Consider the following 26,896-nt stretch of genomic DNA (forward strand, 5'->3'; position numbering starts at 1 on the left):
AACATTTAAATAGGGGGATACATTTGGAAAAATACGAAGTGCATCAAATTCATAACGTGTTGAATTTTGATTTGAATAAATTAGTAGAACAAAGCAAAGAAGATGGATTTCGGTTTGTTGAAAGATTAATGACGGATTACAAAAGTGGAACTAATACATTTAATCAATCAGGAGAATATTTATTTGGCGTGTTCAATGATGAAGGCGTGCTAATTGCCATTGGTGGTTTAAATAATGACCCATATACTATAGACCAATGCATTGGTAGGATGAGAAGGTTTTATGTTAGTAAAGAGTATAGAAGACATGGAGTGGGTAGCCTCTTGGCTCAAAAGTTAATAGCCGAAGCAAAGAAACATTATAAAATTTTAGTGCTTCATACTGACACGGAACAAGGTAACGATTTTTATACTTCTTTAGGATTCTCAAAGGACAGTTGTTTTCCAAAATCAAGCCACTATATGAAGTTATAAATTATAAATTGTAAAATGAACCAAATAAAAAAAGCATGAATATTTTTATACCTGAAACTAAATATTAAACTAAAAACTAGGAGCAAATGAAGATGAAATTAAAATTGTTATCTTTAGTTATATTAGTCTTAATTTCAGGGACCACCTATGCAAGTGCAGAGAATACAAATTTGTTTGGGAGACCAAAATCAATAACGTTTAAAGGTGAAAATGAAAATTGGTATGTGGTTCATAACATGTATTTAGTTGGTACAGAAATAGAGTATGACACAAAAATTAGATATAAAGGTAACAAAGAGAAAATAGATAATCTTCCTTATTTGCACTATTTCATCACTGATAAAGTGGGGAATCCGGGATTGGGTGGAACGTTTTCACTGGAGAAATCAACTGTGTTTCAGAGTGGGAGAACGGAATGCTCGGGATGTACATATTTAGATAAGAAAAAAGAAGTAATCTTCATTTTTGGGAAATGGGAGGAATATGAAGAAAGTTTAATTTTAGAAAGAGAGTAAGTCCTAATTAAAAAATCACGTTCAAATCGGAACGTGATTTTTTAATTGGAGTGAATCAAAAGATTGAGTTTATCTCTTGGTTTTGAAATAATTGGTATAAAGCATTTAAGGAGAAAATTGATGAATATAAGTACTAATAGATTACTAATCCGTGAGTTTGAAGTCGAAGATTGCAAAGCCGTCTATGATTATACATCAAAAGAAGAAGTGATGAAGTATATTCCTGAGGGAATCCATACCGAGGAAAAAGCGAAACAATTTGTAACCAAGAATAGAGGGACCAATGCGGAGAACTTCCCAGTTATAGTAAAAGAGAGTAATACCTTGATTGGACATATGGTTTTTCATAAATATTTTGGCGATCACACATATGAAATTGGTTGGGTATTTAATCCCTCCTATCAAGGAAAGGGTTATGCGACTGAAGCGGCTAGAGGTGTTTTGGAATATGGTTTTAATGAACTTGGCCTACATAGAATCATTGCAACGTGTCAGCCTGAGAACATCTCATCCTATCGCGTTATGGAGAAAGCAGGAATGAGGAGAGAAGGATTTTTCAAGAAATGCATCCCCCACGGCGAGGATTGGTGGGATGAATATTATTACTCGATCTTGGAGGAAGAATGGGAATAAGAAATACAGTAAGTTTAAAATTCTAGAAAAGAGGTACCATAACCGATGAAAAAAGTTGTGCTTGCAGGTGGAACCGGGTTTATTGGGAGATACCTAGAAAAGCAGTTTATTCAACTGAACTATGAAGTTATCATTATTTCAAGGCAGCCTCAACATATAGCCTGGACAGATACGAAAGGAATTAAAGCCGCGGTCGACAATGCGGAATTAGTCATCAATTTGGCTGGAAAGTCGGTCGATTGCCGCTATAATGAGAAAAATAAAAAAGAAATTTTTGATTCTAGGACGGAGACGACAAGAATTCTCGGAGAAGCAATCGAATCTGCTTCTAATCCTCCTGAACTATGGATCAACTCCAGTACAGCAACGATTTACCGCCATGCGGAGGACAGACCAATGACGGAAACAACTGGTGAAATAGGAGAGGGATTTTCCGTCGAAGTGGCAAAAGCTTGGGAGAAATCATTCTTTGATTTTAACTTGCCACAAACAAGACAGGCTGCATTGCGAATTGCCATTGTCCTTGGAAAAGATGGTGGTGTTATGACTCCATTTAAAAACCTGGTCACATTCGGCCTGGGTGGAATACAGGGGCCAGGAACGCAAATGTTCAGCTGGGTACATATAGAGGATGTTTATAGAATCATGCTTTTCATTAGAGATAGAAAAGACTTGCAGGGAGTGCTCAATTGCTCTGCACCCAATCCAATCTCAAACAAGCAATTCATGGCTGAGATGAGAGAGAAGATGAATAGAAAGATAGGGTTGCCATCACCAAGGTGGATGCTCGAAATTGGCGCTGTAGTAATCAGGACGGAAACAGAGTTAATCTTAAAAAGCAGATGGGTCATTCCTGAAAGGTTGCAGAAAGAGGGCTATCAATTTAAGTATCCCAAGATAGATGAAGCATTAGCAGAGATTTTATACTAGAATCTCGGTTTGTTTTATTCCGTGTTTCAAAGGGTATACCTTCACTAGATGAAGGGAGTAGATAGAAATGACATTAACCAAAGACAAGCAGAAAACACTTCAAACCAAACTGAAAAAGATGAAAGAAAGCATAGAGAAGAAGCAGGAAAGCAGTATATTGGACGAGTCCTTGCGCGAATCTACAGGAGAAATTACTACTGGGATTGGCAACCACTTGGCAGAAGGTAACGCTGAGAGAGTGGAACGAGAACAGGAACAGACTTTTGAACAGATTGATGAAAAATTGCTAGGTGAGATTGAAGAAGCTTTAGCTAGAATAGAAGAAGGAACGTATGGTACATGTGTCGATACAGGGGAAGAGATTCCTTACGAGCGGCTTGAAGCCTTGCCTTATGCAAAGCGGACTGCGCAAGCGCAGGAGAAGTTTGATAAAGGTGAATGATATTGATTAAAGAGCCACCGGTAATCCGGTGGCTTTATTTTTATATGGCAGGATAAATGCCTCCCTTTATCTAATATATAGTTAGAAAATCAAAAAAGAGGTATGCGAATATGAAAATCACAAGCACGAGTCTAATGTACAATCACCAAGTGCCTTGCACGGATGGTACTTTTATTAATAGTTATGACGTTCATGTCACCATCAATTTAAATGACGAAATTCTTAATTTCAGCTATTCGTTAATTGAAGGAGAAACTGCCTGGGGGCATATCTATGCTTATGATCAATCAGGTTATGAAAGACCCGGCCTGCTTTCCCCAAATGATTTCCGGAAGTTATTCGCTAGCCCTGAAGTAAGCCAGCATACAATTCAAGTTGAACGAAAGCTTGGAGTTATAGGAAGGTGCACTCTAACTACATTTCCTGCTGAGGAGTTTAGTACATTTGATTTTGTTTATTTTCATGATTTATGTAAACAAATAGCAGGCGTTTTTCATGTGAAGCCTCATGTTCACGAAGAACTTGGTGTGTGCAGCTATCATGCTGTAAAGTTTGAGTTAAAGGATGGACCAATATTTATTCTATGTAATGATTATCATGTAGCCTTCACCCATGAAGTGGATAGCTACCCAAAGAAATTTATTGATCATCACAAGTTAGCATCCTACTTTCCTCCCCCCTATAAAGTCTACACGGTGGAGGAACTTAACAAGCCTTTCCATAAAGAACAGATAAATCGCACGTTAACTGATTGGGAAATTTATAGTATCAAACATTGGAAACCGGCAACACTTGGGGATTTTCTATTTAATTACTGGGACTAGTCCCGATAAAAAGCAAGAGACCTGCGCTAATCAGCATAGGTCTCCTGCTTTTTATTATCTAATAAAGCCAACTTGTTCAGCATCCGTATCCCATTTAAAGTTTTTCTTCTTCTTATTATCTGCCTGTAAGTCCGCACAAATCTTTTCCACGTCCACTGCCTTTTCATAATGCCACTGCAAGGCGACAGAAGTGTACAATTCATTCAGTTGTGCATAAGAGAATCCATCCGTCAGCTGATTGATTTTCATTAACTCTTCCTCCGAAATGAATTGAAGCATATTCTTCTTTTTCAAATAGCCCATTCTTAATTCCAGAGTAGGAAGTTTAATTTCGTATGCTCTGTCAAAGCGTCCGGAACGGTTGATGAGAGCAGGGTCAATTTTCTCTGGATAGTTGGTGGTGCCGATGAGGAAAATGCCTTCCTTAGAAGTTGCACCATCCAATGTGTTTAAAAAGACGGATCTGACTTCAATCGGCATCGAATCAATATCTTCAATCACCAAAGCCATCGGTGTCATCCTGTTTACGGTGGAAAATACTTCATGGACGGAGTAGCTTGAAGTATGCTCCGTTATCTGCCAGTATGCAACAGGAGCAGTAATGCTGTTGGCAATGGACTTCACCAACGTGGTTTTTCCATTACCCGGCTTTCCGTAAAGTAAGATTCCTCTTTTATAAGGAATGTCATATCTTTTAAAGAAGGAGCCGCTATCTGTAAAAAACTCGTCGATAGAACGATAGATTTCCTTTTTAAGAGATTCTTCTAAGAAAACATCATCACGAGTAACAAAGGTGGTGATTTTCTCTTTTGTGCTTTCAATACCGTTTTCCGTATCGGTAAATACGGTGACATAGTTCTTCGTGTAGTCCCGCTTTCTTTTAATTACATAGTTTAAAAAGGTTAAGAGGCCTTCATTATTTTTGGCCATAATAAAATCATGGATGCTCTCTGTATGAGTTTGAAAAATAGGGCATCTGACCACAGCTACTTCATACTCTTTATAGTAATATAGAGTGTTGGAAAGACGCGGTTTGATTATAAACTCGAGCTGATCATGGTTGTGATTAGAGGAGATTGTTCTTGTTTCTAATCCATCAAATACATGGGTAACAGGTTCTACTTTTTCAGGATGTAACTCTAAGTCCTCTTCAAGTACTTCCCAAATCTCATTGGATGTTTCATCATCCGCGTACAGATGAAAGTCAGTCCCATATTTGTGGTGTAAGGCATTTTTTAGTTTGCTGACCACATAGCCGAAATCATAATAGCTCCCGATCTCTGCGCGGTCTTTTTCATTGAAGTGAATTAAGTAAGGTGTTTTTTGCATGAAAGTCCTTCTTCCATTTTTGGTAGTTATTTCTTAACACTATTTATTTTACTGAGAAAATGTAATGGAGGCAATAAAAAAGACAGTCGTGAGTGGACTGTCGGTTTTATCCTACTTATGAAGACCTCTCTAGCGTGAAAAAAGAAGAGGTAAAGTCTTCATCGGGCTTATGAAGACCTCTGTTGGTGAAAATCGATGTTAGAGAGGTCTTGATAGGAGGTATGAAGACCTCTCTAGACTGAAAAAAGAAGGGGAGAGGTCTTCATCCTCGTAATGAAAACCTCTCTAGCGTGAAAATGGGAAGAGAGAGGTCCTCATTCGAGTCATGAAGACTTCTCTAATATGAAAATCTAAATCTAAAGCAAGAGTTCTTCTTCGCGTTCCAAAGGGGTTAACTGTGCGTGAGTTAGCAGGACTCTTTGATCAAGACTGTCTCCCTTTACTTCTCTTATACTGATAAAACACAATTGAGGTCAGTAACAACAGCCCTGTTACTCCCAAGAAAATATTGCGGTATATCTCTTCTACTGGCAAGTCTCCTTGCCATACAATCAACAACCCAGTCAACGCCACTCCAAACGCACCGCCGAAGAACTGGACAAGCTGGGCGATCCCCATGCCGGCACCAAGCTCCGACTTATCCAGGATCCTTGAAATCTCATTGGAAATGCTTGAAGTGAGTGCTGAAAATCCTGTGCTCATAAACATATAGGTAACCAAAATCACATATGGGGAAAGATTCCCGAGCAGTCCGAATGATAATGTGGAAATGATTAAAAACACCTGACCGAACAAAATCAGTGGCATATTGCCAAAGCGGTCGATGAATCTGCCGATAAATTGAGCAGCGATGGCAGAAAGGATGGCCCCTGGAAAGATAAGCAAGCCAATGGTTGCAGGTTCTTTGTTAAAAATAACCGCCAGCATAATAGGCATTAAAAACAACGCCGAGAAATGCGAAACAAATGCACCAAATCCAATACCCAACAACTTTACAAACTGTTTGTTTTTCAACAGAGCAGGTTGAATAAAAGGAGTAGAAACTCTGTGTATATGACGCCATAGCCATAAGAGTGCTGCAATACTAACCAGTAAAATTGGTACCTTAAAAGTGGAAAGATAAAGTAAAAGTCCTGTAACACCAATACCAATTAACAAACCACCAAGGTAGTCAAATTTAATCTTCTGTGTTTCTTCATGAGGTAAGAGTTTTCGAAACAAGGGCAAGAGCAGTAAGACGAATCCTGTTACGACGAAAAGGTAATGCCAACCCAAGTATTGGGTGATCAGTCCCCCGATTACTGGGCCAAGTCCAAACCCAAGGGAGGCGGCAGAAGAGATAAAGGCCATCGCTTTTCCTCTTCTGGAAATAGGGATATATCGTCCCGCCAACACCATGGCAAGCCCCGGGACAGCCCCGGCCCCTGCAGCTTGCAATAATCTCGCGGCCAATAGCCAGATAAAATCTTGCGAAAAGAAACCGATAATCGAGGAAATGGCCAATAAGCCAAGACCTATGCTCAGCAATTTTCTAATCGGTAAAAAATCCGACAATCTGCTATAGGTCAAGGTTGAAATGGCAAAAACGATAGAATAGCCAGATACAATCCAAGATGCGGTGGAAGAGGATAGGCTCAGCTCGCTCAATACACTTGGCAAGGCAACGTTGAACATAGTCGTATTCATGACAACAAGCCAAACGGTGGCGCTCCATATAAGGATGATTTTGTTTTCTTGGATAACGGGTTGTTCTAGTTCTTTATAATCGGCAGCATGTGATGCCATGTGTCTCACCAGTTTCTATCTTAGTTTTGTAAAAATTCTTGTAGTGCCTTGTAGTTGTTTTTCGCATCCTCATATCCCAGTTCATAAAGGGCTTGAAGACGATCTTTTTTCCGTTCCATTCTGCCTACAGGTAAAGGCTTGCTTGGCTGGAATACAAAAGTGGAACCAGATTCCTTCTCCGCAGCAACATAGTCCAATGTCTCATTATAGAGCTTGTAACGTGTCTGAAGGCGATCTGAAATAATTGGATATTGCTTGTATTTGAAAAGGGAAGAAAATCGGCTTGCTTTCTTTTTGTAGCCAACAGGCTTTGTCAAAATCACGACATTTTTCTCAAAACCATCTTTTTGAGCTTTTTTTAAGGGAATGGGATCAATGATTCCCCCGTCTAAAAGCATTCGGTCGTGATAAGCAACGCTTGGTGCCACAAAGGGAAGGGAACTTGATGCACGTATCAGTTGAAGCATATCTTCCCCGTGATGATCCATGTTGTAATAGATAGGTTCGCCTGTCAGACAATCCGTCGTCACGACCACAAACTGCTCCGTTCTGTTCAAAAATGTTTCATAGTCATAAGGAACAAGTTTATTCGGTATTTCATCAAATAAGAAGTCCATGTCAAACATCTGCCGTTTTTTCCAAAAGTTACGATAGGAAAGATATCTAGGGTCTCCAACAAAGTCGATATTGACCTTTTTGTTCCTACCCGGCTGTCTGGATAGATAGGAAGCCGCCATGCAAGCTCCGGCAGAAACACCAATCACATATGGAAAGTATAAGTCCTTTTCCATAAAATATTCTAAAATTCCGGCAGTATATACTCCGCGCATACCTCCGCCTTCAAGTACTAATCCACTGTTCAACAACGTCTATCCCTCTTTTCATATCTTTAAAAGTTCCATTCTTTTCATAAAGCATATTGTAACAAACGACTACAACCTTTGTCCGAAACGGTGCCTGAAAATATGTGTGTGACAAAAAGTCCATGCAAAATGTTCAAAAAGTGCATAGCTTTCCTAGTCTTCGCGACCTATAATAATAATGAAAATCATTATCAATTACATAGACTGATTTACAGTCCGAAGAAAGGGAGATATAAATGAGAAAGAATAAAGGGTTTATTCAATTACTGCTTACTTTCAGTATATTGGCATTAATTTTAGCTGGATGCGGGGCAAACAATGCAGGAAGCAATTCAGGTGAGAACAGTTCTAAAGACAATGAAGCAACAAAAACAGAAGAGTCCACGGAATACACGGTTCAACATGCGATGGGGGAAACAACGATTGAAGAAACGCCGAAAAAAGTGGTGGTTCTGACAAACGAAGGAACAGAAGCAGTATTGGAACTTGGAGTAACTCCGGTTGGTGCTGCTAGTCCTGGTGTAGGGACAGAGTGGTATGCTCATATCAAAGATGAAATGGAAGGGGTAACAGAGCTAGGGGAAGAAACAGCACCAAACCTTGAAACGATTGCAAGCCTGCAACCTGACTTGATCATTGGAAACAAGATCCGTCATGAAGAAATCTATGAACAATTAGAAGCGATTGCTCCAACTGTATTCTCGGAGGACTTAGCGGGAGATTGGAAACAAAACTTTGAACTATACGCAAAAGCATTGAACAAAGAGGCAGAAGGCAAAGAAGCAATGGCAAACTATGATAAGCATGTGGAAGAAGTAAAAGGAAAATTAGGCGATAAATTGGATATGGAAGTTTCCGTTGTCCGTTTCTTGCCAACAACGGTTCGCATTTATCAAAAAGATACATTTGCAGGAACGATCCTTTCTGACTTAGGATTTGCACGTCCAGAAGCACAAGATAAAGATAATTTCATGGAAGTCATTACAGAAGAACAGATGAGCGGCATGGATGGAGACGTTATGTTCTACTTCAATGCCGATTATGATGAGGAAAAAGGCGGAACAAAAATGCAAGAAGCATGGATGCAGCATCCTCTTTATGAAAAACTGAATGTTGCTCAAACGGATTCTGCATACAAAGTAGATGAAATCATTTGGAACCTGTCTGGTGGAATTAAGGCGGCAAATCTTCTATTAGAAGATATCGTAAAGTATATGGAAGAAATGTAATTTGAAAATAAAGAAGGTTGGCATCTGCTGTCAGCCTTCTTTTTATAGAAGGAGGGAGAAGATGGAGCTTCAAGGACGGGCTTGGACGTGGGAACAGATGGAGAGTTTCTTTTATATGACGAACCAAGAGAAAGCGGATGTTGTCTGGGAATGTCGGATAAGGGAGCTGGCACAACCAAATATTCTACAAAATCTACTAGACCTTTATGGAGAGGGAATTAAGGCAACAACAAAGGATGTAACGGTCATGTATCTTGCAGGCTGGTTTGGATATTTATGTGGAGGTATGCATTTCTTATCTTCCGATGGATGGGAGGCCACCGCTGAAAATATTAAACTTCAACTATATAAAAATCAGCGTGGAACGAAATTGATTTCATTTGTCGTTGATTCGGAAAATTTAGTTGAAAAAGGGGACAGAAAGTGGGTGGAGGAGTTTTATGAAAAAATGATGAAGCCCACATTTTTGCAGATGCAAGCCACCTCAACTAACAACACTCTTCTACAAATGTGGTATCAGGCGACACATAGTCTCTATTGGATCTCAGATCGTATGAAGCATTCATGTCTTTCTGAAAGGTATGTATGGCAATACGAAAAAACTCTGGAAATGTTTAAAGAAGTAACTCCATCTTCTTGCATGGGAGTGATGACCGAAAAACACCCCTATGCAAAAAAATTAATATTTATTGATAATCCATGGGATTTAAATGACCCGATGCCTTTAAAACCTTCATGTTGTCTTGCCTATCAAACAGAAGGAGGACACTTATGTTTTACCTGTCCGAGAATGAAAAAATCAGAGCGACTAGAAAAATTTAATAAGGTTTTAGCAGAGCATTCGACAATGAGTTAAAGGTGTCGAATGCTTTTTTTAAGTGTTCACGTGGAAATTTCATCGTGACTTTTTAAAACAACCTGTTGTACAATAATTCACAATATTCATTTTTCATGAAAGGGAAGGAGCGGTAAAAGTGGCAAAAGCATTACAATCAAGAGTGACAACGGAAGAAGTGGAGCATGCCTATGAGGTACTGAAGAATGTGGTGGTCAGAACCCCGCTTCAGTTGGATACCATTCTCTCAGAACGATATAACTGTAAAGTGTACTTGAAACGGGAAGATCAGCAGATGGTAAGATCGTTTAAAATTAGAGGAGCGTACTATTCGGTCCATAGTTTAACAGAGGAACAACGGGCAAATGGCGTGGTGTGTGCCAGTGCAGGCAACCATGCACAAGGAGTTGCCTATGCGTGCAAAAAGCTTGGAATAAAAGGGAAGATCTTTATGCCGACGACTACCCCACGACAAAAGGTGTCACGTGTAGAGTTTTTTGGCGGCGAGTTTACAGAAGTCGTGCTTACTGGTGACACATACGATGATTCCTATCAGCAGGCAATGGAAGTTTGTGAAAAGGAAGGAATGAAGTTTATTCACCCCTTTGACGATCGGTTGACAATCACCGGCCAGGCAACAGTAGGTTTAGAAATTTCTGAGCAATTGCAAGAGGAATGTTCACATGTGTTCATGAGTATTGGCGGTGGAGGACTGATCTCAGGTGTGGGATCCTATTTGAAAAATAAGCGTCCAGATACTAAATTGATTGGTGTGGAACCGTTCGGTGCTCCAGGTATGAAGCAATCATTGGCTCAAAATGAAGTGGTGCGATTGAATGAGATTGATAGCTTTGTAGATGGAGCGGCTGTTAAACAGGTGGGACAACTGCCGTTTGAACTGACAAAAGACCTCGCAGATGATGTGGTATTGGTTCCAGAAGGAAAAGTCTGTACCACCATCCTGAATTTGTACAACGAAAACGCCATTATTGCCGAGCCGGCAGGAGCGTTGTCCATTGCTGCACTGGATTTTTACAAAGATGAGATTGCCGGGAAGACGGTAGTCTGTATTGTGAGTGGTGGCAATAATGATTTAGACCGCATGCAGGAAATGAAAGAAAGGTCCTTGATCTATGAAGGGCTTAAGCATTATTTTATTGTCAACTTCCCACAGCGTGCCGGAGCATTGCGGGAATTTATGGAGGACGTACTGGGAGAGACAGATGATATCACGCGTTTTGAGTACACGAAGAAAAATAACCGAGACAAAGGTCCGGTGTTGGTTGGCGTCGAATTACGAAAGCCTGACGATTATTTTGCCATTATTGAACGAATGGAAAAGAAAGGCTTTACGTATATTGAGATTAACAAAGATAAGCAGTTGTTTAATTTATTAATATAATTATAGTTTGTCTAGAAAAAGAACGGGGTAACCCGTTCTTTTTTTATGTTTTGAGAGAAAAAAAGAAGGGTATGTAAAAAAATTTAACAAACATTTGTAAGCGTTTTCTTTGTTATTACAACAAAAATGAAAGCGTTTTTATATTATCTGTAAAATTAGAATTATCTGAAATTAGGTGTTGACTGCCTGTATAGACGGTATTAAAATAACATCAACTCAAAGAAACATTGATAAATGAAATAACATTTCTCATATCAGAAGGGTGTCTAGGGTTCCGATGATTTCAGGAAAGTAAAGTGGTAGTGCAAGAAAGAAAAATCTTTGCAGTATCATCCCATTTTCCCATCATGTCTGGTCCGAGCGATACCAGCACGATCTTGACAGATGGTGTACACCGCGGGGAAAAAAGCCTCTACGGATAGGTTCTGATGAACGCTTGACGTTTATTCAACCTGACCAAGGGGCAACTTTTAAACTGTTATATGTCAGAATATTCAAACAATAAAAAGTAGAAAGAGGAGATTAGTTATGTGTAGATACATCTATATGAATGGGCAGCTAGTAGAAAAAGAGAAGGCAGTTGTATCTGTATATGATCATGGATTCCTATATGGCGATGGCGTTTTTGAAGGAATCCGAATGTATAACGGAAATGTATTCCGTCTTCGCGAACATCTTGAAAGATTATATGATTCTGCAAGGTCTGTATTATTGGACGTCCCCTATACGATGTCTGAACTAGAGGATATTATCGTCGAGACTCTCAGAAAGAACAAATTGCATGATACGGCCTATATTCGACTGGTCCTGTCAAGAGGAGTCGGCGATCTCGGTTTAGATCCCACAAAATGCAAAACTCCAAACCTTATTGTCATTGCTGAGCAACTGGCACTATTCCCTAAAGAACTTTACGACGTAGGGATTACGATGGTAACCGTTCCTACTCGAAGAAACCGTCCGGATATTTTAAGTCCGAAAGTAAAATCACTGAACTATTTAAACAACATCATGGTAAAAGCAGAAGCAAATATGGCAGGTGCCAATGAGGCACTTACGCTTAACACAGAAGGTTATGTTGCAGAAGGATCAGGTCAGAACATCTTTATCCTGAAGGGCAACAAACTATTAACGCCGCCAAGCTACGTTGGAGCACTTGAAGGCATTACGCGAAATGCCATCATCGACCTGGCAAACGAAATGGGTTATGACGTTCGAGAAGAACCTTTTACAAGGCACGATGTGTATGTAGCCGACGAAGTATTCTTAACAGGTACCGCCGCAGAAGTAATCCCGGTTATCAGCCTGGACGGCAGAAAAATCGCGGACGGAAAACCAGGCAAAGAAACCCACAAAATCCTAAACCGCTTCCGCCAACTAGTCGTAGAAGACGGCCACAAAGTCTACCCAGAAGAAACCCAAGTAGGCTGGGAAATCAACGGCGGAGTGTTGCTGGGCGAAGCGTTGAATCATTAATGAGTTAAAGAAGTAAAGAGCTAAAGAGGGGTCTGACCCTCACTACACTAAAGCAATAAAGAGGGGTCTGACCCTCACTACACTAAAGCAATAAAGAGGGGTCTGACCCCTCTCTAAGGAGTGAAGCAACCGATGAGAAGTAATACGATCAAGAGAGGTATTGATAGAGCACCACATAGAAGTTTGTTGCGGGCAGCTGGGGTAAAGGAAGAGGATATGGATAAGCCGTTTATCGGTGTTTGTAACTCTTATGTAGATATTATCCCTGGGCATATGCATTTAAATAAATTCGCGGAAGTAGTAAAGGAAGCAATTAGGGAAGCGGGAGGAGTGCCTTTCGAATTTAATACAATTGGAGTAGATGACGGAATTGCGATGGGACACATCGGAATGCGCTATTCCCTTCCAAGTCGGGAGCTGATTGCAGACTCAGCAGAAACGGTTATCAATGCACACTGGTTTGACGGCGTGTTTTACATCCCGAACTGTGACAAGATCACACCAGGGATGCTGATGGCGGCGGCCAGAACCAATGTACCAGCAGTATTCGTGTCCGGAGGGCCAATGGAAGCCGGTCGAACAAAGGATGGCAGGCCATTATCACTTGTATCCGTTTTTGAAGGAGTAGGAAGTGTCCTTTCCGGAAAAATGTCCCGTGAAGAGCTGCTTGAGATTGAATCGAGTGCTTGTCCAACATGCGGATCCTGCTCCGGGATGTTCACGGCAAACTCGATGAACACCTTGATGGAAATGCTAGGAGTGGCACTGCCTGGTAACGGTACCATGGTGGCAACATCGAATGAACGCCACCAACTGATCAAAGATGCAGCCAAGCATCTTATGAGACAAATCGAAGAAGATGTAAGACCAAGAGATATCATCACAAAAGAAGCAATCGACGACGCTTTTGCGCTGGATATGGCAATGGGCGGATCGACCAATACCGTCCTACATACACTTGCCATCGCACATGAAGCTGGAATCGAGTACAAATTAGAAGACATTAATAAAATTGCAGAAAGGGTCCCTTATTTATGCAAAGTAAGTCCCGCATCAGACTACTCCATGGAAGATGTTCATGAGGCAGGTGGGGTAAGTGCCATCATCAAGGAATTATGTCAAATGGAAGGCGCCATTCACCCAGATAGAATCACCATTTCCGGTCAAACCATCAAGGAAGTGGTAGATCACGCACAAATCGTGAACGATCAAGTTATCCGACGTAAAGATAATCCATACAGTCCCGTAGGTGGGCTAAGTATCCTGTTTGGTAACCTTGCTCCAAACGGAGGAGTTATCAAAGTCGGGGCTGTAGATCCATCTATCAAAACGTTTACAGGAGAAGCCATCATTTTTGAATCACAAGATGAGGCCCAGGAAGGCATTAATAGTGGTCAAGTTCGTGAAGGACACGTAGTGGTTATCAGGTACGAGGGTCCAAAAGGCGGACCAGGAATGCCGGAGATGCTTGCACCGACTTCCTCCATCGCAGGAAGGGGATTATCCACGAAAGTAGCACTTATCACAGATGGAAGATTTTCTGGCGCATCAAGGGGTATCTCCATTGGACATATTTCCCCTGAGGCAGCAGAAGGTGGACCAATTGCATTCGTGGAAAACCGAGATATCATCCAAATTGACCTGGAAAAACGCTCTATCCATCTCCTAGTGGAAAGCGAAGTATTGGAAGCAAGAAAACAGAACTGGAAACAACCAGAATCAAAAGTGAAAAGCGGTTACCTTGCAAGATATGCAGCACTGGTGACTTCAGCCAATACAGGTGGAATCTTAAAAGTATAAGTTAAAAACTAAGGAGGTGGAGAACGAATGAGTACAGTGGAAGAGAGCGGAACAAAGGTGGCACAAAAGTTGCTGACAGGTTCACGGATGATTGTCGAAGCGTTAAAAGAAGAGAAAGTGGAAGTGATATTCGGCTATCCCGGTGGCGCTGTACTAAACATTTATGACGCACTATATGACGGTGGAATCCCACATCTTTTGACAAGACATGAACAAGGTGCCATCCATGCAGCGGAAGGGTACGCAAGGGTTACCGGTAGACCGGGAGTGGTTATTGCCACTTCGGGTCCTGGTGCCACCAACATCGTCACAGGTCTTGCGGATGCAATGATTGACTCACTGCCACTTGTTGTCATTACCGGGCAGGTCAACTCACAAGTGCTTGGATCAGACGCCTTTCAAGAAGCACCGATTTTAGGAATTTCAATGCCGATTACCAAGCATAATTTTCAAGTCCAGGATGTAAAAGAACTCCCAAGAATCTTTAAAGAAGCCTTCCATATTGCATCCACAGGGAGACCAGGGCCGGTATTGATTGACATACCTAAAGACATCACGGCCACCTCTGGCATTTACGACTATTCTAAAGATGTGCACCTGCCTGGTTACAAGTTACAGACTGAACCGGATCCACAGGCAGTTAAAAAAGTAGCGCAGGCCTTGAAAAAAGCGGAAAAGCCCGTCATTTTAGCTGGCGCAGGCGTTCTCCACAGTAAAGCGACCAATGAATTAAAAGAACTGGTTGCCAAAACAACGATTCCAGTAGCAAATACATTACTTGGCCTTGGCAGCTTTCCGGCAGACCACCCTCTTTTTCTCGGGATGGCCGGCATGCATGGAACGTATACAGCCAACATGGCCTTATATCAAGCAGACCTGATCATCAATATCGGCGCAAGATTTGATGACAGACTTACAGGTAACCTTGAGGAGTTTGCGAAATTCGCCAAGGTGGTTCATTTTGATATCGATCCTTCCGAAATCGGCAAAAATGTTCCAACAGATTATCCAGTAATCGGGGATGCAGCAAAGTCCCTTCAATTACTATTAAAAGAGTTACCAGAAACGGCGGATACAAGTAGTTGGCTCGAACAACTCTTACAATCTAAAGAAGATTATCCCCTATGGTATGTAGAAGATGGAGAAACATTCAAGCCTCAAAAGCTAGTAGAGCTTGTTCATGAACTAACCAAAGGGGAAGCCATTGTCACAACAGACGTAGGGCAGCATCAAATGTGGGCAGCGCAATTCCACGGATTTCAAAAGCCTGATCGCTGGGTCACGTCAGGAGGCCTCGGTACAATGGGCTTTGGGTTACCTGCAGCAATTGGCGCGCAGGTGGCAGAACCGCCATCTACTGTTGTAGCAGTCCTTGGCGATGCTGGTTTCCAAATGACACTGCAGGAACTGGCTGTCCTGAAAGAATATAAACTTCCTGTAAAAGTAGTGCTCGTAAACAATCAATCTATGGGAATGGTACGACAATGGCAGCAGCTCTTTTATAAGGAAAGATACTCTGAGTCCTTACTTCCGAACCAGCCAGACTATGTCAAACTGTCCGACGCATTCGGGATCAAGGCAGCGGTTGTTGAAAATGAAGCAGAGTTCCGCACGGCATTTGCCGCAGCCCTTGCAACAGATGAGCCCTATCTATTAGATTGCCGAGTGACTCAAAAGGAAAATGTGTATCCGATGATTGCTCCTGGAAAAGGAATTCAACAAATGGAAGGTGTGAAGCCATGAAGCGAACATTGTCGCTCCTAGTAAACAACCAGCTTGGAGTTTTGAACCGATTGACTAATCTGTTCTTGCGAAAGGGATTAAACATTGAAAGCCTGGCAGTAGCGCCTGTCAATGAATCTTCTATTTCCCTCATGACCATTGTCGTTAACGTGGTCGAGGAACAAGAAGTGGAGAAAATAAAGCTCCAATTAGACAAACAAATCGACGTTATCCAAATCACAGACATATCTGAGCAGATTGCTCTAACAAATTAACGGAATATTCGTATAAATAAGGAGGAATTTCAAATGACAGCACATATGTATTATAACGACGACATCTCGCAAGCAGCATTAAACGGGAAAAAGGTAGCAGTAGTAGGATATGGATCCCAAGGCCATGCACATGCACAAAACTTACGTGACAGCGGCGTAGAAGTAGTAGTAGGCGTTCGACCCGGAGGCTCATGGGAAAAAGCAAAAGAAGACGGATTCCAAGTATACTCCGTGGGAGAAGCAGTAGCCCAGGCAGACGTGGTAATGGTATTACTTCCTGACGAAAGGCAACCAGAAGTGTACAAACAGGAAATTGAACCACATCTCACACAAGGAAAAGCATTGGCATTTGCCCATGGCTTCAATGTCCATTTCCATCAGGTGGTTCCTCCGAAAGACGTGGATGTATTCCTGGTCGCTCCTAAAGGACCTGGCCATTTAGTAAGACGTGTATATGAAGAAGGCGGCGGTGTACCTGCGCTTTTCGCAGTCCATCAAAATGCTTCAGGGGAAGCAAAAGAGGTCGCATTGGCCTACAGTAAAGCGGTTGGTGCCGGAAGAGCAGCTGTAATGGAAACAACTTTTAAAGAAGAAACAGAAACAGATCTATTCGGAGAACAAGCAGTACTGTGCGGCGGAACGACGGCCCTAGTGAAAGCTGGATTCGAAACGCTGGTGGAAGCAGGCTACCAACCGGAAGTTGCCTACTTTGAGTGTTTACATGAACTAAAACTAATCGTAGATCTTTTATATGAAAACGGATTAGAAGGAATGCGATATTCTATCTCTGATACAGCACAGTGGGGCGACTTTACAGCCGGACCTCGAGTAGTCAATGACGGAACAAAGCATGAAATGAGAAAAATCCTTTCAGAAATCCAATCTGGACAATTTGCAAAAGGCTGGGTGCTTGAAAACCAAGCAAACCGTCCAATGTTCCACTCTATCAATGAGCAAGAAAAACATCACCCACTCGAAGTGGTAGGAAGGGAGCTCCGCGCGAAAATGCCATTCATCCAATCGAAGAAGAAAGGAGTCGTTGGCAGTGCGAAAGGTTGACATATTTGATACTACCCTACGAGATGGTGAACAGTCAGCCGGAGTGAATCTTCATCCGCATGAAAAATTAGAAATAGCGATTCAGTTAGAAAAATACGGAGTGGATGTCATGGAGGCAGGGTTTCCTGCTTCCTCCTACGGGGACTTTCAAGCAGTCCAGCAAATTGCCAAGACCATCAAAAAGTCAAGAGTGGTTGGCCTTGCACGGTCCGTCAAATCAGATATCGATGCTGTTTATGAAGCAGTGAAGGATGCTGAAAAGAACGGCGTTCATGTATTCTTGGCAACCTCCCCCATTCATATGGAGTATAAGTTAAAGAAAAAGCCGAAAGAAGTAGTAGAGGCAGCCGTTCAGGCAGTCGAATATGCAAAACAATATTTCGACCATGTGCAATGGTCTGCTGAAGACGCAACAAGAAGTGAATGGCCATTTTTAGCTCATATCATTGAAAAGGTTATTGATGCAGGGGCAAATGTCATCAACCTTCCTGATACGGTAGGCTATACAACTCCACTGGAATATGCTCAATTAATCACATATATTCGCGAACATGTTCCCAATATCCATAAAGTCAAACTCTCTGCCCATTGCCACGACGACCTTGGAATGGCCGTTTCTAATTCACTCTCAGCCATCCAAAGCGGTGTCGATCAGATCGAAGGGACCATCAATGGAATCGGAGAACGTGCAGGGAATGCATCATTGGAAGAAATCATCGTAGCCCTTCAAATAAGAAAAGACGTATACGAGGTGGAAACCAATATTGATCTTAAGCAAACGGTCAGAACCAGCAATCTTGTCAGCAAACTGACCGGTATGATAGTCCCGCAAAACAAAGCAGTTGTAGGAGCAAATGCTTTTGCCCATGAATCAGGTATCCACCAGGATGGAGTATTGAAAAACAAGAGCACCTATGAAGTTATCAACCCAGAGATGGTCGGTCTTCATTCGAATAAAATGGTTCTTGGCAAGCACTCCGGCAGCCATGCCTTCAAACAACGATGCGAGGAACTGGGACTATTTTTAAATGAAGAAGAAGGGAAAAAACTGTTTAAAGCGTTCAAAGATCTTACGGTGAAAAAGAAGGAAGTAACCGAGGATGATATTTTTGCATTGATGATGGATTCATCCGTGAAGGGACTATTCCCTCATTACCGAATGGAAACCTTACAAATCTCTTATGGATCCAATATTATTCCAACGACAACCATTGCTATTAAAACAGAGGACGGAGAAGTGCTCCAAGAGTCCGCTACAGGAAAAGGCAGTGTAGAATCTGTATACAATACCATCTCCAGAATTCTTCAAAAAGAAATATCGCTGCTTGACTATCGCATTCAATCTACCACAAACGGAAGTGACGCGCTTGCCGAGGTGTATGTGAAAATAAGTTGTGAAGGCGAAGTTTCAAGCGGAAGAGGAATAGAGCATGATGTACTAGAAGCTTCAGCAAAAGCTTATCTGGATGCAGTTAATCGTTTATCCATAAAAGAAAAATTTGCAAGATACTCAACAAAAGGGGTGGAGGTAGGATGAGTCAGTTTACCATCAGCGTCCTGCCTGGTGACGGCATCGGCCCAGAAGTGGTAAGGGAAGCGATACTTGTACTAGAGCAGGTGGCCAAGAATTTTCAACATACATTCACTTTTAACTACGGCAAGATCGGGGGAGTTGCTGTCGATGAGACAGGAACTCCTCTTCCACAAGAGACAGTGGAAATATGTAAGAACAGCCACGCGGTCCTTTTAGGAGCAGTTGGCGGTCCAAAATGGGATGAGGAAACGTCTGAGAGAAGGCCGGAAGCAGGATTGCTGGGAATCCGTAAAGCGTTGAAACTTTATGCCAACCTCCGTCCTGTCACCCTGTTTGAATCTCTTATCCATGCTTCTCCATTAAAAAGAGAAGTGGTTCTAGATACAGATATTGTAATAGTCAGGGAACTGACAGGCGGCATTTATTTTGGGTCTCCCCGTGAAAGAAGACAGGGAAAGGATGGTCTAGAGGTAATAGATACGCTTCACTATACGGAAAAAGAGATGGAACGAATCCTCCGAAAAGGATTTGAAGTTGCGCAAGGAAGAAAGAAAAAACTTACATCTGTTGATAAAGCAAATGTGTTGGAAAGCAGCAGGCTTTGGAGGGAAACCGCCAACCGGATCGCAAAGGAATATCCTGATGTCCAATTAGATCACATGCTAGTAGATAATGCTGCCATGCAATTGGTCAGAAACCCGCGACAGTTTGACGTCATCGTGACAGAAAACATGTTTGGAGACATTTTAAGCGACGAAGCTTCCATGCTCACTGGCTCTCTTGGGATGTTGCCTTCCGCAAGTCTTGGAGTAGATGGCCCTGGACTGTATGAACCCATTCATGGTTCCGCACCGGACATAGCTGGAAAAAATATTGCCAACCCATTGGCTACTATTCTTTCAGCCGCAATGCTTTTAAGACACTCCCTCGGTTTAGAGGAAGAAGCAGCCTCTGTTGAAAAAGCAGTAGACCTAGCACTAGAAGAAGGCTACCGCACCCAAGACATCGGCTCAGAATGGGAACGCCTCCTCGGCTCCGCCCAAATGGGAGAAACAGTAAGAAGCTACCTAAGAGCGCCAATAAAGAATTAGTAAGTCTTCAAAGTAAAAGAATTTACCTGTAGATTGAAGTGCAAGGTGTGAGACTCCTGCGGGGGATAACGGTTGGTTGAGACCCCGCAACGAAGTGAGGAGGCTCAAGCGTCGTCCCGCGGAAAGCGAACACCTGGAACGGAAATCGAAAGGAGTTAAACAGAGATAATTATGAAAAAACGGAAGGTGAGTGACATGCAGCCAAGAACACTATTCGAGAAAATCTGGGATCGTCATACAGTAGTAAAAGAGGAGAACAAACCAAGCCTGTTGTACATCGACCTCCACTTGGTGCACGAAGTCACCTCTCCTCAAGCATTCGAAGGCCTACGCCTTTCAGGAAGAAAAGTACGACAACCAGACCTGACATTTGCAACCATGGACCACAATGTCCCAACCATCAACCCGTTCCATGTTACAGACGAAATCGCCTCCAAACAAATGACCACCCTGGAAGCAAACTGCAAAGAATTTGGAATCAGACTTGCAGACCTTCACAGTACAGAACAAGGAATTGTCCATGTAATCGGTCCTGAACTCGGGTTGACTCTACCAGGCAAAACCATCGTTTGCGGTGACAGCCATACATCCACACACGGTGCATTTGGTGCATTGGCTTTCGGTATTGGAACAAGTGAAGTGGAGCATGTCCTTGCGACCCAATGCTTGTGGCAGTCAAAGCCAAAGACGTTAAAAGTAGATTTCACAGGACTGAGACCATTAGGTGTATCTGCCAAAGATCTCATCTTGGCTGTGATTGCCAAATACGGGACAGATTTTGGAACAGGGTATGTGCTTGAATTTACCGGTAAGGTGATTGAAGAGATGTCCATGGAAGAACGCATGACCATCTGTAATATGGCCATTGAAGGTGGTGCCCGTGCTGGACTTGTGGCGCCGGATGAAACGACTTTCTCCTATTTAAAAGGAAGAAAATATGCCCCTGTCGGAGAGGAACGTAATAAGGCGGAAGTGGATTGGTACGCGCTTCGTTCAGATGAGGGTGCGGTGTATGATAAAGAAATCCAATTCGACATTACCAATCTTGAACCGCAAGTAACATGGGGAACAAATCCCTCGATGGGAACAAGTATCAGCGGCAGGGTGCCAGACCCTGCAACCATTGAAAATGAAGGGGAAAGGAAATCTGTTGCTCAAGCAATCGACTATATGGGTCTGACCCCTGGTATGAAAATATCTGATATTGCCATTGATTATGTGTTTATCGGATCCTGTACAAATTCACGTATTGAGGATTTACGTAAAGCAGCAGAAGTGGTAAAAGGAAGGTCCGTTTCACCACAAGTTACGGCGCTTGTCGTACCAGGTTCCAAACAGGTGAAAAAACAGGCGGAAGAAGAAGGCCTTCATGAAGTGTTTTTAGAGGCGGGATTTGAATGGAGAGAGGCCGGATGCAGCATGTGTCTCAGCATGAACCCGGATGTTGTCCCAGCAGGGAAAAGATGTGCCTCCACCTCCAACCGAAACTTTGAAGGCAGACAAGGCAGAGGGGCCAGAACACATCTGGTCAGTCCGGCAATGGCCGCCGCTGCTGCGATTAGCGGACGGTTTGTCAATGTCAATGAATGGCGATATGAAAAAGAGGAGGTCGTCTAATGGAAGCACTCATCAATCATATCGGAAATGTAATCCCCTTAGATAAGGCCAACGTCGATACAGATCAAATTATTCCAAAGCAATTTTTGAAAAGAATCGAACGAACAGGATTTGGTCAATTTCTCTTTTATGATTGGCGTTTTGAAGCGAATGGAGAAGAGAATAATACATTCATCATGAATGACCCTAAATTCGAAGGTGCATCTATTCTCTTGGCACGAAAGAATTTCGGTTGTGGATCCTCTAGAGAACACGCACCATGGGCGCTAAAGGATTATGGAATCAAAGTGGTCATTGCACCATCCTTTGCAGATATCTTTTATAACAACTGCTTTAAAAACGGAATTTTACCAGTTGTTTTAAAAGAGGAAGAGGTGGAGGAGCTTTTTCAAAAAACCTCTAATGAGCTAATTGAACTTGAGGTGGATCTTGAGTACCAGGAGGTTTGTGTTGGAGATGACTTGAAGTATCATTTTGAAGCGGATGAATATCGGAAACAGATGCTGTTGAAAGGACTGGATGATATCGGCCTGACCGAAATGTATACGGAAGAGATTTATGAATATGAGCAAACAAGAAGAGTTTACTAGATTTGTGAAGACCATCGCCTTTTGAGTAAAGGCGGTGGTTTTTTGTTGAAAGATAAGAAAGTATATAATTCAGTTGATTTCCGTTCCAGGCGCTTCGCTTGCCTGCGGGCGGTCCGTGAGCCTCCTCTGCGGGGTCTCACCTGTCCCTTCCTCCCGCGGGCGTCTGCGCGCCTTCCACTTCAATCAACAAGGTAACTTCATTTAATTAAGGGTTTGTGAAAAGGTATCAAACTGAGTTGACTGAAAAAGCACTAACATTTCGTTCTCGTAATTTTCAGCTGTGTATTGGAGCTAATGGCGTAGACTCCCACGGGGGAGTAGCGGCAATGTTGAGACCCCGCAGCGAACGCGAGGAGGCTCAAGGTCGCCCCGTGGAAAGCGAAGCCATTAGCGGAAAGCAACAGCGAGGATTAACCAAGTTTTATAAGACTGGGCGAATCTAAACACCCGAAGCTTCGTCTGAAAAGGAGAAAATGTCTAATAAAAGCGTTCTAAATGCCCGAAGCTCTGTCTGAAAAGGAGAAAATGTCTAATAAAAGCGTTCTAAACGCCCGAAGCTCTGTCTGAAGAGGAGGAAATGTCTAATAGAAGCGTTCTAAACGCCCTAAGCTTCGTCCGAAGAGGTAGAAATGTCTAATAGAAGCATTCCTGCTAGGTATATTTTACTAATTACTCCTAATTTTGAAACCAACTCTTAATCCTCCTCGTATCTAAAGATGAGAAACAATGAGTTTACTAGAAAAAATTTACTTATGAACTTTTTGTTAATATTGTTATTTTTATCCTTTATAAGGGTAAAAGAAAATAGTCTATAAAACAAGTGAGAACAGGAGAGGATTATGTGAAATCTTTGAAAATGATGTTGGTGGGTATCCTGGCTGTCATGTTACTTACAGCTTGTGGAAACTCCTCCAATGGGGCGAGTGGCAATACAGAGGGGAATGCAGAAGCAGAAGAGTCAACGAACGAGGAAACAACGAATGCCACTACTGAGGTAGAGGAAGTTGATGCTTCAGAAGAAACAGATACAGAAGAACAAGAAGAAATGACTGCAGATGAAGTGCTACAGAAATCTACAGAAGCAATGGCTGGACTTTCAAGTTATTCCATGGAAATGATCTCTGATCAGGAGATTTCCATGGCAGGGGAAGATACCATTAAAATGGTTACCACCACCACAACAGATATGTCACTAAATCCAATGGCGATGTATCAGGTAACTTCAATTGAAGATGCCGATGGAATGATGGAGGGCATGGAAAATGAATCGTATTTTTCTGAGGACGGTTTCTTCATATACGATTCGATGGCTGGGCAATGGTTTAAAATGCCGGAAGAATTTACAGCACAGTTAAACGCAATGTCTGAAATGCAAACAAATCCAGCAGAACAGTTAGAGATGCTAAAAGACTACACTGATGAGATCACAATGACAGAAGAAGAAGGACACTATGTGTTGAACTTTGAAGGATCTGGTGAACAATTCAATGAAATGGCAGGGATGATTGGCGGTATGATGGGAGACGACATGGGAGAAATGATGCAAGAAATGCTCTCTATGATGACAGTCAATCAATTAAACTATTTGGTTCATATCGATAAAGAAAGCTTCTATCAAACGAAGGTTCTATTAAATATGGATATGGAAATGGATGTTGATGGAGAAAAGGTGTCAAGCATTCAGGTGATGGATTCAACATTGACAAACTTTGATGAAGTAGGGGAAATTACTGTCCCTCAAGAAGTTATTGACAGTGCGCAGGAAATTTCCGAAGAAGATCTTGAACAAATGGAACAGCAAGGCAGCTACTAATAAAAGGGGAGGAGCCATTTTGTAGGTTCCTCCCTTCCTTTTACGTCATTCGTAATCTTACAGGCTGATAGTCATACAGTTTTCCTTCATATACCCATTCCAACCGGTCGCTTTGCCTGAAATCATCAGGTGTGACAAGGGAGGGAAGTTTATCCCATAACTTGATACCGGAGCGGTGAAGAACATCTGAAACAAACTGGGAGCAGAAATAACTGGAATCAATTTCTACAGGTTCATTTATGGAAACCCCGATCACCCCGAGCAAATTATAGAACCATTTGGTTTCTTTTTTTTGAAAAACTCCAATGATTCTCCTCATTTTTTCTACTTCCCGTTTGGAAACGGCCATCCTATATAACACACAAGTCGTGCCTGGATATTTTCTATATGTTCCATTCTCTACATCCTCGCGGACAAAGCCGCCATTAAAAGGATTGCTTGGACGTTTCCTGCCAAAACTGTATAACTCCTTTAACTCACTGTCAAAGGAAAGAGATACATGATTATATGGGGCTTTCGTGTATTTTTTTATGGATTTGGTAAATAAGGTACCTGTATCAGTAAGTAATATGTAAACATATGTATCTTCCATCTTCCCCAACACCTTTTTAAAAATTAATTTCTACTATTATATTATATAATTTCTCTTGACCAAAATTAACCATTAATTTCATAATAATAGGTAGATAGGGGGATTTTTATGTTTATTTTCGAGAAAGAGGCAGTCATAACATTATTAGTTATTGCTTTTGGGTTAAGTGTATTTAGTGTCATTTTTTACATAGTGAAGAGAAATACTACGTCTAAGGATTTCTCGGATTTATCGGTGCGGGTGAAAACGTGGTGGGGGATGCTAGCAGTATTTAGTATTGCGACGTTGTTTCATCCGCTTGTATCGTTATTTGCTCTTATGTGTTTATGTTTTTTTTCTTTAAAAGAGTATTTCTCGATATTACGTACCCGTAAGGTCGACAGACAATTATTTTTGTGGGCGTACCTCTCCATTCCGATTCAGTTTTATTGGATCTATATCGGGTGGTATGGCATGTTCATCGTATTTATCCCGGTTTACGTATTTTTATTCTTGCCTTTGCCGAGGATACTTGGGAAAGGGACGGTCGGATTTCTTCGCTCCGTCAGCTCCACGCAATGGGGACTGATGTTGATGGTTTTCGGGCTTAGTCATCTGGCATTCTATCAAGTAGCAACTCCAGAATATGGTGCAAACCTTGTGTTATATTTGGTTGTCCTGACACAATTGCATGATGTGATTCAATATTTGATTTCACTGTATATAGGAAAAAAGAAGGTCATCCCATCATCCAACCCGAACATCACGTGGGAGGGGTTTCTCATCTCCACGTTCGTAACAACAGGAGTCTCTTATAATCTATTTGCCTACTTAACTCCATTAAATGAATTGTTCGGTTTACTATCGGGTCTCATTATAAGCGTTGCTTGTTTTGGAGGAAGTTTGGCTGTATCTGTGTTGAAACGAGATCTTCTAGTAGGTGATGACGAAAAGGCCTCTGTGCTGAAGAAAAGCTATTTGACAAGAGTGGACAGCCTTGCATATTCTGCCCCGATTTTCTTTCACGTTATCCGTTATTACTTTGATTTCATGTAAGGTAAAACAAATACATCTTTCGAATCACATATTTTTACACCATTCCTAATAATTTACAATAACAGGTTATTAGGAGGAATGATGTATGAAGCTGCTGATTTTTTGTGATCCGGGAATAGATGATGCAATGGCTTTAATTTATGCGCTGCTTCATCCTGAGATAGAAGTTCTTGGTCTTGTGTGCAGTTACGGAAATGTGGATAAGATTACTGCTGCTAATAATGCGGCACATATATTGCAATTAGCCGGCAGGATAGATATCCCGATATTTAATGGTGCAGAGATGCCGGTTTCCGGAGAACTTGCCAACTATTATCCAGAGATACATGGAGAAGATGGTATCGGTCCTATTAAAGTAAAAAAGGGGGCCAACCAGTTTAAAATTCATAACCTTGGTGAGGTATTTGATATTATTAACCGAAATAAAGATGTAGTCATTGCCGACTTAGGCAGATCAACCACTTTGGCTGCATGTTTTTTATTAAACAGGGAAGTGATGGGTAAGGTAAAAGAACTGCATATTATGGGAGGAGCTTTCATGGTACCGGGGAATGTTACCCCTGTAGCGGAAGCGAATTTCTTCGGAGACCCTACCTCAGCCAATCTATTATTAGCTCACGGTAAAAAAGTTTTCCTAACGCCTCTAAATGTCACTCAAAAGGCAATCATCACAAATGATTATGGGGAAGCCCTTGAGTACTATAGTAAAAATACATTTAAAGGTATATACATTCCGATAATAAAATTTTATGCGAAGGCCTATTCAAAACTGGTACCTGGAATGGAGGGCGCCCCTTTTCATGACTTATTAACAATCTATTCTGTCGCCCATCCACAAAGAATGCAGTACTTGGCTAAAAAAGTGCATGTCGTGGTAGAAGGGAAGACAAGGGGCAAATCGTTTGCAGACTTCCGTCATATGGACTCGGATGATGAGAGTAAACATCACATCGCTTTAGGCTTCGATTACGAGCACTTTTTGCAAGAAGTTTTTCAAGTATTAACAAGACCTTTATAATAAGATAAGGTTCGTCA

The 26,896-nt window shown here is 41.8% G+C and carries 25 protein-coding genes; 21 read left to right on the top strand and 4 right to left on the bottom strand.

From position 1 onward, the window contains the following. Positions 1–23 precede the first annotated feature (23 nt). The 6 genes from K7887_RS08285 to K7887_RS08310 all read left to right on the top strand — a co-directional run bounded on the left by K7887_RS08285 (position 24) and on the right by K7887_RS08310 (position 3,817). Entirely contained in the window at positions 24–473 is a 450-nt protein-coding gene (locus K7887_RS08285; protein WP_223493083.1) for a GNAT family N-acetyltransferase, read from the top strand. 92 nt (positions 474–565) lie between these two features. Continuing rightward, the gene (locus tag K7887_RS08290; RefSeq protein ID WP_223493084.1) at positions 566–988 is read left to right on the top strand and encodes a hypothetical protein; all 423 of its coding nucleotides are present in this window, start codon (positions 566–568) and stop codon (positions 986–988) included. A gap of 120 nt (positions 989–1,108) precedes the next feature. After that, the gene (locus K7887_RS08295; protein WP_223493085.1) at positions 1,109–1,621 is read left to right on the top strand and encodes a GNAT family N-acetyltransferase; all 513 of its coding nucleotides are present in this window, start codon (positions 1,109–1,111) and stop codon (positions 1,619–1,621) included. A gap of 45 nt (positions 1,622–1,666) precedes the next feature. Beyond that, a complete protein-coding gene (locus K7887_RS08300) occupies positions 1,667–2,551 on the top strand; it encodes a TIGR01777 family oxidoreductase (RefSeq protein WP_223493089.1) in 885 nt (294 codons plus the stop codon). A gap of 67 nt (positions 2,552–2,618) precedes the next feature. After that, entirely contained in the window at positions 2,619–2,993 is a 375-nt protein-coding gene (locus tag K7887_RS08305) for a TraR/DksA family transcriptional regulator (protein WP_223493090.1), read from the top strand. Positions 2,994–3,103: 110 nt separating this feature from the next. After that, on the top strand, positions 3,104–3,817 hold the full coding sequence (locus K7887_RS08310) for a hypothetical protein (RefSeq protein ID WP_223493091.1): 714 nt from the start codon (positions 3,104–3,106) through the stop codon (positions 3,815–3,817). Positions 3,818–3,871: 54 nt separating this feature from the next. Here K7887_RS08310 and K7887_RS08315 read toward each other — a convergent pair whose 3' ends face one another. The 3 genes from K7887_RS08315 to K7887_RS08325 all read right to left on the bottom strand — a co-directional run bounded on the left by K7887_RS08315 (position 3,872) and on the right by K7887_RS08325 (position 7,797). Further along, positions 3,872–5,146 carry an ATP-binding protein gene (locus tag K7887_RS08315; protein ID WP_223493093.1) on the bottom strand — a complete coding sequence of 425 codons (1,275 nt, stop codon included), beginning with the start codon at positions 5,144–5,146 and terminating at the stop codon, positions 3,872–3,874. Positions 5,147–5,569: 423 nt separating this feature from the next. Continuing rightward, positions 5,570–6,931, bottom strand: a complete 1,362-nt coding sequence (locus tag K7887_RS08320) for an MFS transporter (RefSeq protein ID WP_223493094.1) — start codon at positions 6,929–6,931, stop codon at positions 5,570–5,572. A gap of 20 nt (positions 6,932–6,951) precedes the next feature. Beyond that, the gene (locus K7887_RS08325; protein ID WP_223493095.1) at positions 6,952–7,797 is read right to left on the bottom strand and encodes a patatin-like phospholipase family protein; all 846 of its coding nucleotides are present in this window, start codon (positions 7,795–7,797) and stop codon (positions 6,952–6,954) included. A gap of 233 nt (positions 7,798–8,030) precedes the next feature. On the opposite strand from K7887_RS08325, the gene K7887_RS08330 reads away from it, so the two are divergent. The 13 genes from K7887_RS08330 (at position 8,031) to K7887_RS08390 (ending at position 24,234) form a co-directional block, all read left to right on the top strand. Further along, complete coding sequence (locus K7887_RS08330; protein ID WP_223493097.1) at positions 8,031–9,023, top strand: ABC transporter substrate-binding protein; 993 nt, start codon at positions 8,031–8,033, stop codon at positions 9,021–9,023. 61 nt (positions 9,024–9,084) lie between these two features. Continuing rightward, a complete protein-coding gene (locus K7887_RS08335; protein ID WP_223493098.1) occupies positions 9,085–9,879 on the top strand; it encodes a (2Fe-2S)-binding protein in 795 nt (264 codons plus the stop codon). Between the two features lie 118 nt (positions 9,880–9,997). Beyond that, complete coding sequence (gene ilvA, locus K7887_RS08340; protein WP_223493100.1) at positions 9,998–11,260, top strand: threonine ammonia-lyase IlvA; 1,263 nt, start codon at positions 9,998–10,000, stop codon at positions 11,258–11,260. A gap of 528 nt (positions 11,261–11,788) precedes the next feature. Beyond that, entirely contained in the window at positions 11,789–12,733 is a 945-nt protein-coding gene (gene ilvE / locus K7887_RS08345) for a branched-chain-amino-acid transaminase (RefSeq protein WP_010192582.1), read from the top strand. A gap of 132 nt (positions 12,734–12,865) precedes the next feature. Next, positions 12,866–14,533 (top strand): dihydroxy-acid dehydratase, encoded by a 1,668-nt coding sequence (gene ilvD / locus K7887_RS08350; protein ID WP_223493101.1) that lies wholly within the window; start codon positions 12,866–12,868, stop codon positions 14,531–14,533. Between the two features lie 27 nt (positions 14,534–14,560). Further along, entirely contained in the window at positions 14,561–16,276 is a 1,716-nt protein-coding gene (gene ilvB, locus K7887_RS08355; RefSeq protein ID WP_223493102.1) for a biosynthetic-type acetolactate synthase large subunit, read from the top strand. Next, positions 16,273–16,530, top strand: coding sequence for an acetolactate synthase small subunit (gene ilvN / locus K7887_RS08360; RefSeq protein ID WP_010192589.1), 258 nt, complete (start codon positions 16,273–16,275; stop codon positions 16,528–16,530). Before ilvB ends, ilvN begins: the two co-directional genes overlap by 4 nt. Before the next feature lie 33 nt (positions 16,531–16,563). Beyond that, on the top strand, positions 16,564–17,589 hold the full coding sequence (gene ilvC / locus K7887_RS08365; RefSeq protein WP_223493104.1) for a ketol-acid reductoisomerase: 1,026 nt from the start codon (positions 16,564–16,566) through the stop codon (positions 17,587–17,589). Further along, positions 17,576–19,126, top strand: a complete 1,551-nt coding sequence (locus tag K7887_RS08370) for a 2-isopropylmalate synthase (protein ID WP_223493105.1) — start codon at positions 17,576–17,578, stop codon at positions 19,124–19,126. Before ilvC ends, K7887_RS08370 begins: the two co-directional genes overlap by 14 nt. After that, a complete protein-coding gene (gene leuB / locus K7887_RS08375; RefSeq protein ID WP_223493106.1) occupies positions 19,123–20,214 on the top strand; it encodes a 3-isopropylmalate dehydrogenase in 1,092 nt (363 codons plus the stop codon). Before K7887_RS08370 ends, leuB begins: the two co-directional genes overlap by 4 nt. Positions 20,215–20,409: 195 nt before the next feature. Next, entirely contained in the window at positions 20,410–21,831 is a 1,422-nt protein-coding gene (gene leuC, locus K7887_RS08380; RefSeq protein WP_223493107.1) for a 3-isopropylmalate dehydratase large subunit, read from the top strand. Beyond that, a complete protein-coding gene (leuD, locus tag K7887_RS08385) occupies positions 21,831–22,421 on the top strand; it encodes a 3-isopropylmalate dehydratase small subunit (RefSeq protein ID WP_223493108.1) in 591 nt (196 codons plus the stop codon). The genes leuC and leuD overlap by 1 nt, the downstream gene beginning before the upstream one ends. A gap of 841 nt (positions 22,422–23,262) precedes the next feature. Then, a complete protein-coding gene (locus K7887_RS08390) occupies positions 23,263–24,234 on the top strand; it encodes a DUF6612 family protein (protein WP_223493109.1) in 972 nt (323 codons plus the stop codon). 40 nt (positions 24,235–24,274) lie between these two features. On the opposite strand, the gene K7887_RS08395 is transcribed toward K7887_RS08390, so the two are convergent. Beyond that, positions 24,275–24,826 carry a C40 family peptidase gene (locus K7887_RS08395; protein ID WP_223493110.1) on the bottom strand — a complete coding sequence of 184 codons (552 nt, stop codon included), beginning with the start codon at positions 24,824–24,826 and terminating at the stop codon, positions 24,275–24,277. Between the two features lie 108 nt (positions 24,827–24,934). Between K7887_RS08395 and K7887_RS08400 the strand changes: the two genes are divergently transcribed. Both K7887_RS08400 and K7887_RS08405 read left to right on the top strand, forming a co-directional pair. Continuing rightward, on the top strand, positions 24,935–25,861 hold the full coding sequence (locus K7887_RS08400; RefSeq protein ID WP_223493112.1) for a phosphatidate cytidylyltransferase: 927 nt from the start codon (positions 24,935–24,937) through the stop codon (positions 25,859–25,861). A gap of 85 nt (positions 25,862–25,946) precedes the next feature. Then, a complete protein-coding gene (locus tag K7887_RS08405; RefSeq protein ID WP_223493116.1) occupies positions 25,947–26,879 on the top strand; it encodes a nucleoside hydrolase in 933 nt (310 codons plus the stop codon). Positions 26,880–26,896: the final 17 nt, after the last annotated feature.

The organism is Sutcliffiella horikoshii (assembly GCF_019931755.1).
In the GTDB taxonomy this organism is placed as follows: Bacteria; Bacillota; Bacilli; order Bacillales; family Bacillaceae_I; genus Sutcliffiella_A; species Sutcliffiella_A horikoshii_E.

Bases quoted from the DNA above. Each gene is read 5' to 3' on its own strand.
- ilvE (WP_010192582.1), top strand. From the start codon at position 11,789: ATGTGTAGATACATCTATATGAATGGGCAGCTAGTAGAAAAAGAGAAG.
- ilvC (WP_223493104.1), top strand. From the start codon at position 16,564: ATGACAGCACATATGTATTATAACGACGACATCTCGCAAGCAGCATTA.
- leuD (WP_223493108.1), top strand. From the start codon at position 21,831: ATGGAAGCACTCATCAATCATATCGGAAATGTAATCCCCTTAGATAAG.
- K7887_RS08320 (WP_223493094.1), bottom strand. From the start codon at position 6,931: ATGGCATCACATGCTGCCGATTATAAAGAACTAGAACAACCCGTTATC.
- ilvN (WP_010192589.1), top strand. From the start codon at position 16,273: ATGAAGCGAACATTGTCGCTCCTAGTAAACAACCAGCTTGGAGTTTTG.
- leuB (WP_223493106.1), top strand. From the start codon at position 19,123: ATGAGTCAGTTTACCATCAGCGTCCTGCCTGGTGACGGCATCGGCCCA.
- ilvD (WP_223493101.1), top strand. From the start codon at position 12,866: ATGAGAAGTAATACGATCAAGAGAGGTATTGATAGAGCACCACATAGA.
- K7887_RS08300 (WP_223493089.1), top strand. From the start codon at position 1,667: ATGAAAAAAGTTGTGCTTGCAGGTGGAACCGGGTTTATTGGGAGATAC.
- K7887_RS08310 (WP_223493091.1), top strand. From the start codon at position 3,104: ATGAAAATCACAAGCACGAGTCTAATGTACAATCACCAAGTGCCTTGC.
- ilvB (WP_223493102.1), top strand. From the start codon at position 14,561: ATGAGTACAGTGGAAGAGAGCGGAACAAAGGTGGCACAAAAGTTGCTG.
- K7887_RS08290 (WP_223493084.1), top strand. From the start codon at position 566: ATGAAATTAAAATTGTTATCTTTAGTTATATTAGTCTTAATTTCAGGG.
- K7887_RS08330 (WP_223493097.1), top strand. From the start codon at position 8,031: ATGAGAAAGAATAAAGGGTTTATTCAATTACTGCTTACTTTCAGTATA.
- K7887_RS08395 (WP_223493110.1), bottom strand. From the start codon at position 24,826: ATGGAAGATACATATGTTTACATATTACTTACTGATACAGGTACCTTA.
- leuC (WP_223493107.1), top strand. From the start codon at position 20,410: ATGCAGCCAAGAACACTATTCGAGAAAATCTGGGATCGTCATACAGTA.
- K7887_RS08295 (WP_223493085.1), top strand. From the start codon at position 1,109: ATGAATATAAGTACTAATAGATTACTAATCCGTGAGTTTGAAGTCGAA.
- K7887_RS08400 (WP_223493112.1), top strand. From the start codon at position 24,935: ATGTTTATTTTCGAGAAAGAGGCAGTCATAACATTATTAGTTATTGCT.
- K7887_RS08315 (WP_223493093.1), bottom strand. From the start codon at position 5,146: ATGCAAAAAACACCTTACTTAATTCACTTCAATGAAAAAGACCGCGCA.
- K7887_RS08305 (WP_223493090.1), top strand. From the start codon at position 2,619: ATGACATTAACCAAAGACAAGCAGAAAACACTTCAAACCAAACTGAAA.
- K7887_RS08335 (WP_223493098.1), top strand. From the start codon at position 9,085: ATGGAGCTTCAAGGACGGGCTTGGACGTGGGAACAGATGGAGAGTTTC.
- K7887_RS08405 (WP_223493116.1), top strand. From the start codon at position 25,947: ATGAAGCTGCTGATTTTTTGTGATCCGGGAATAGATGATGCAATGGCT.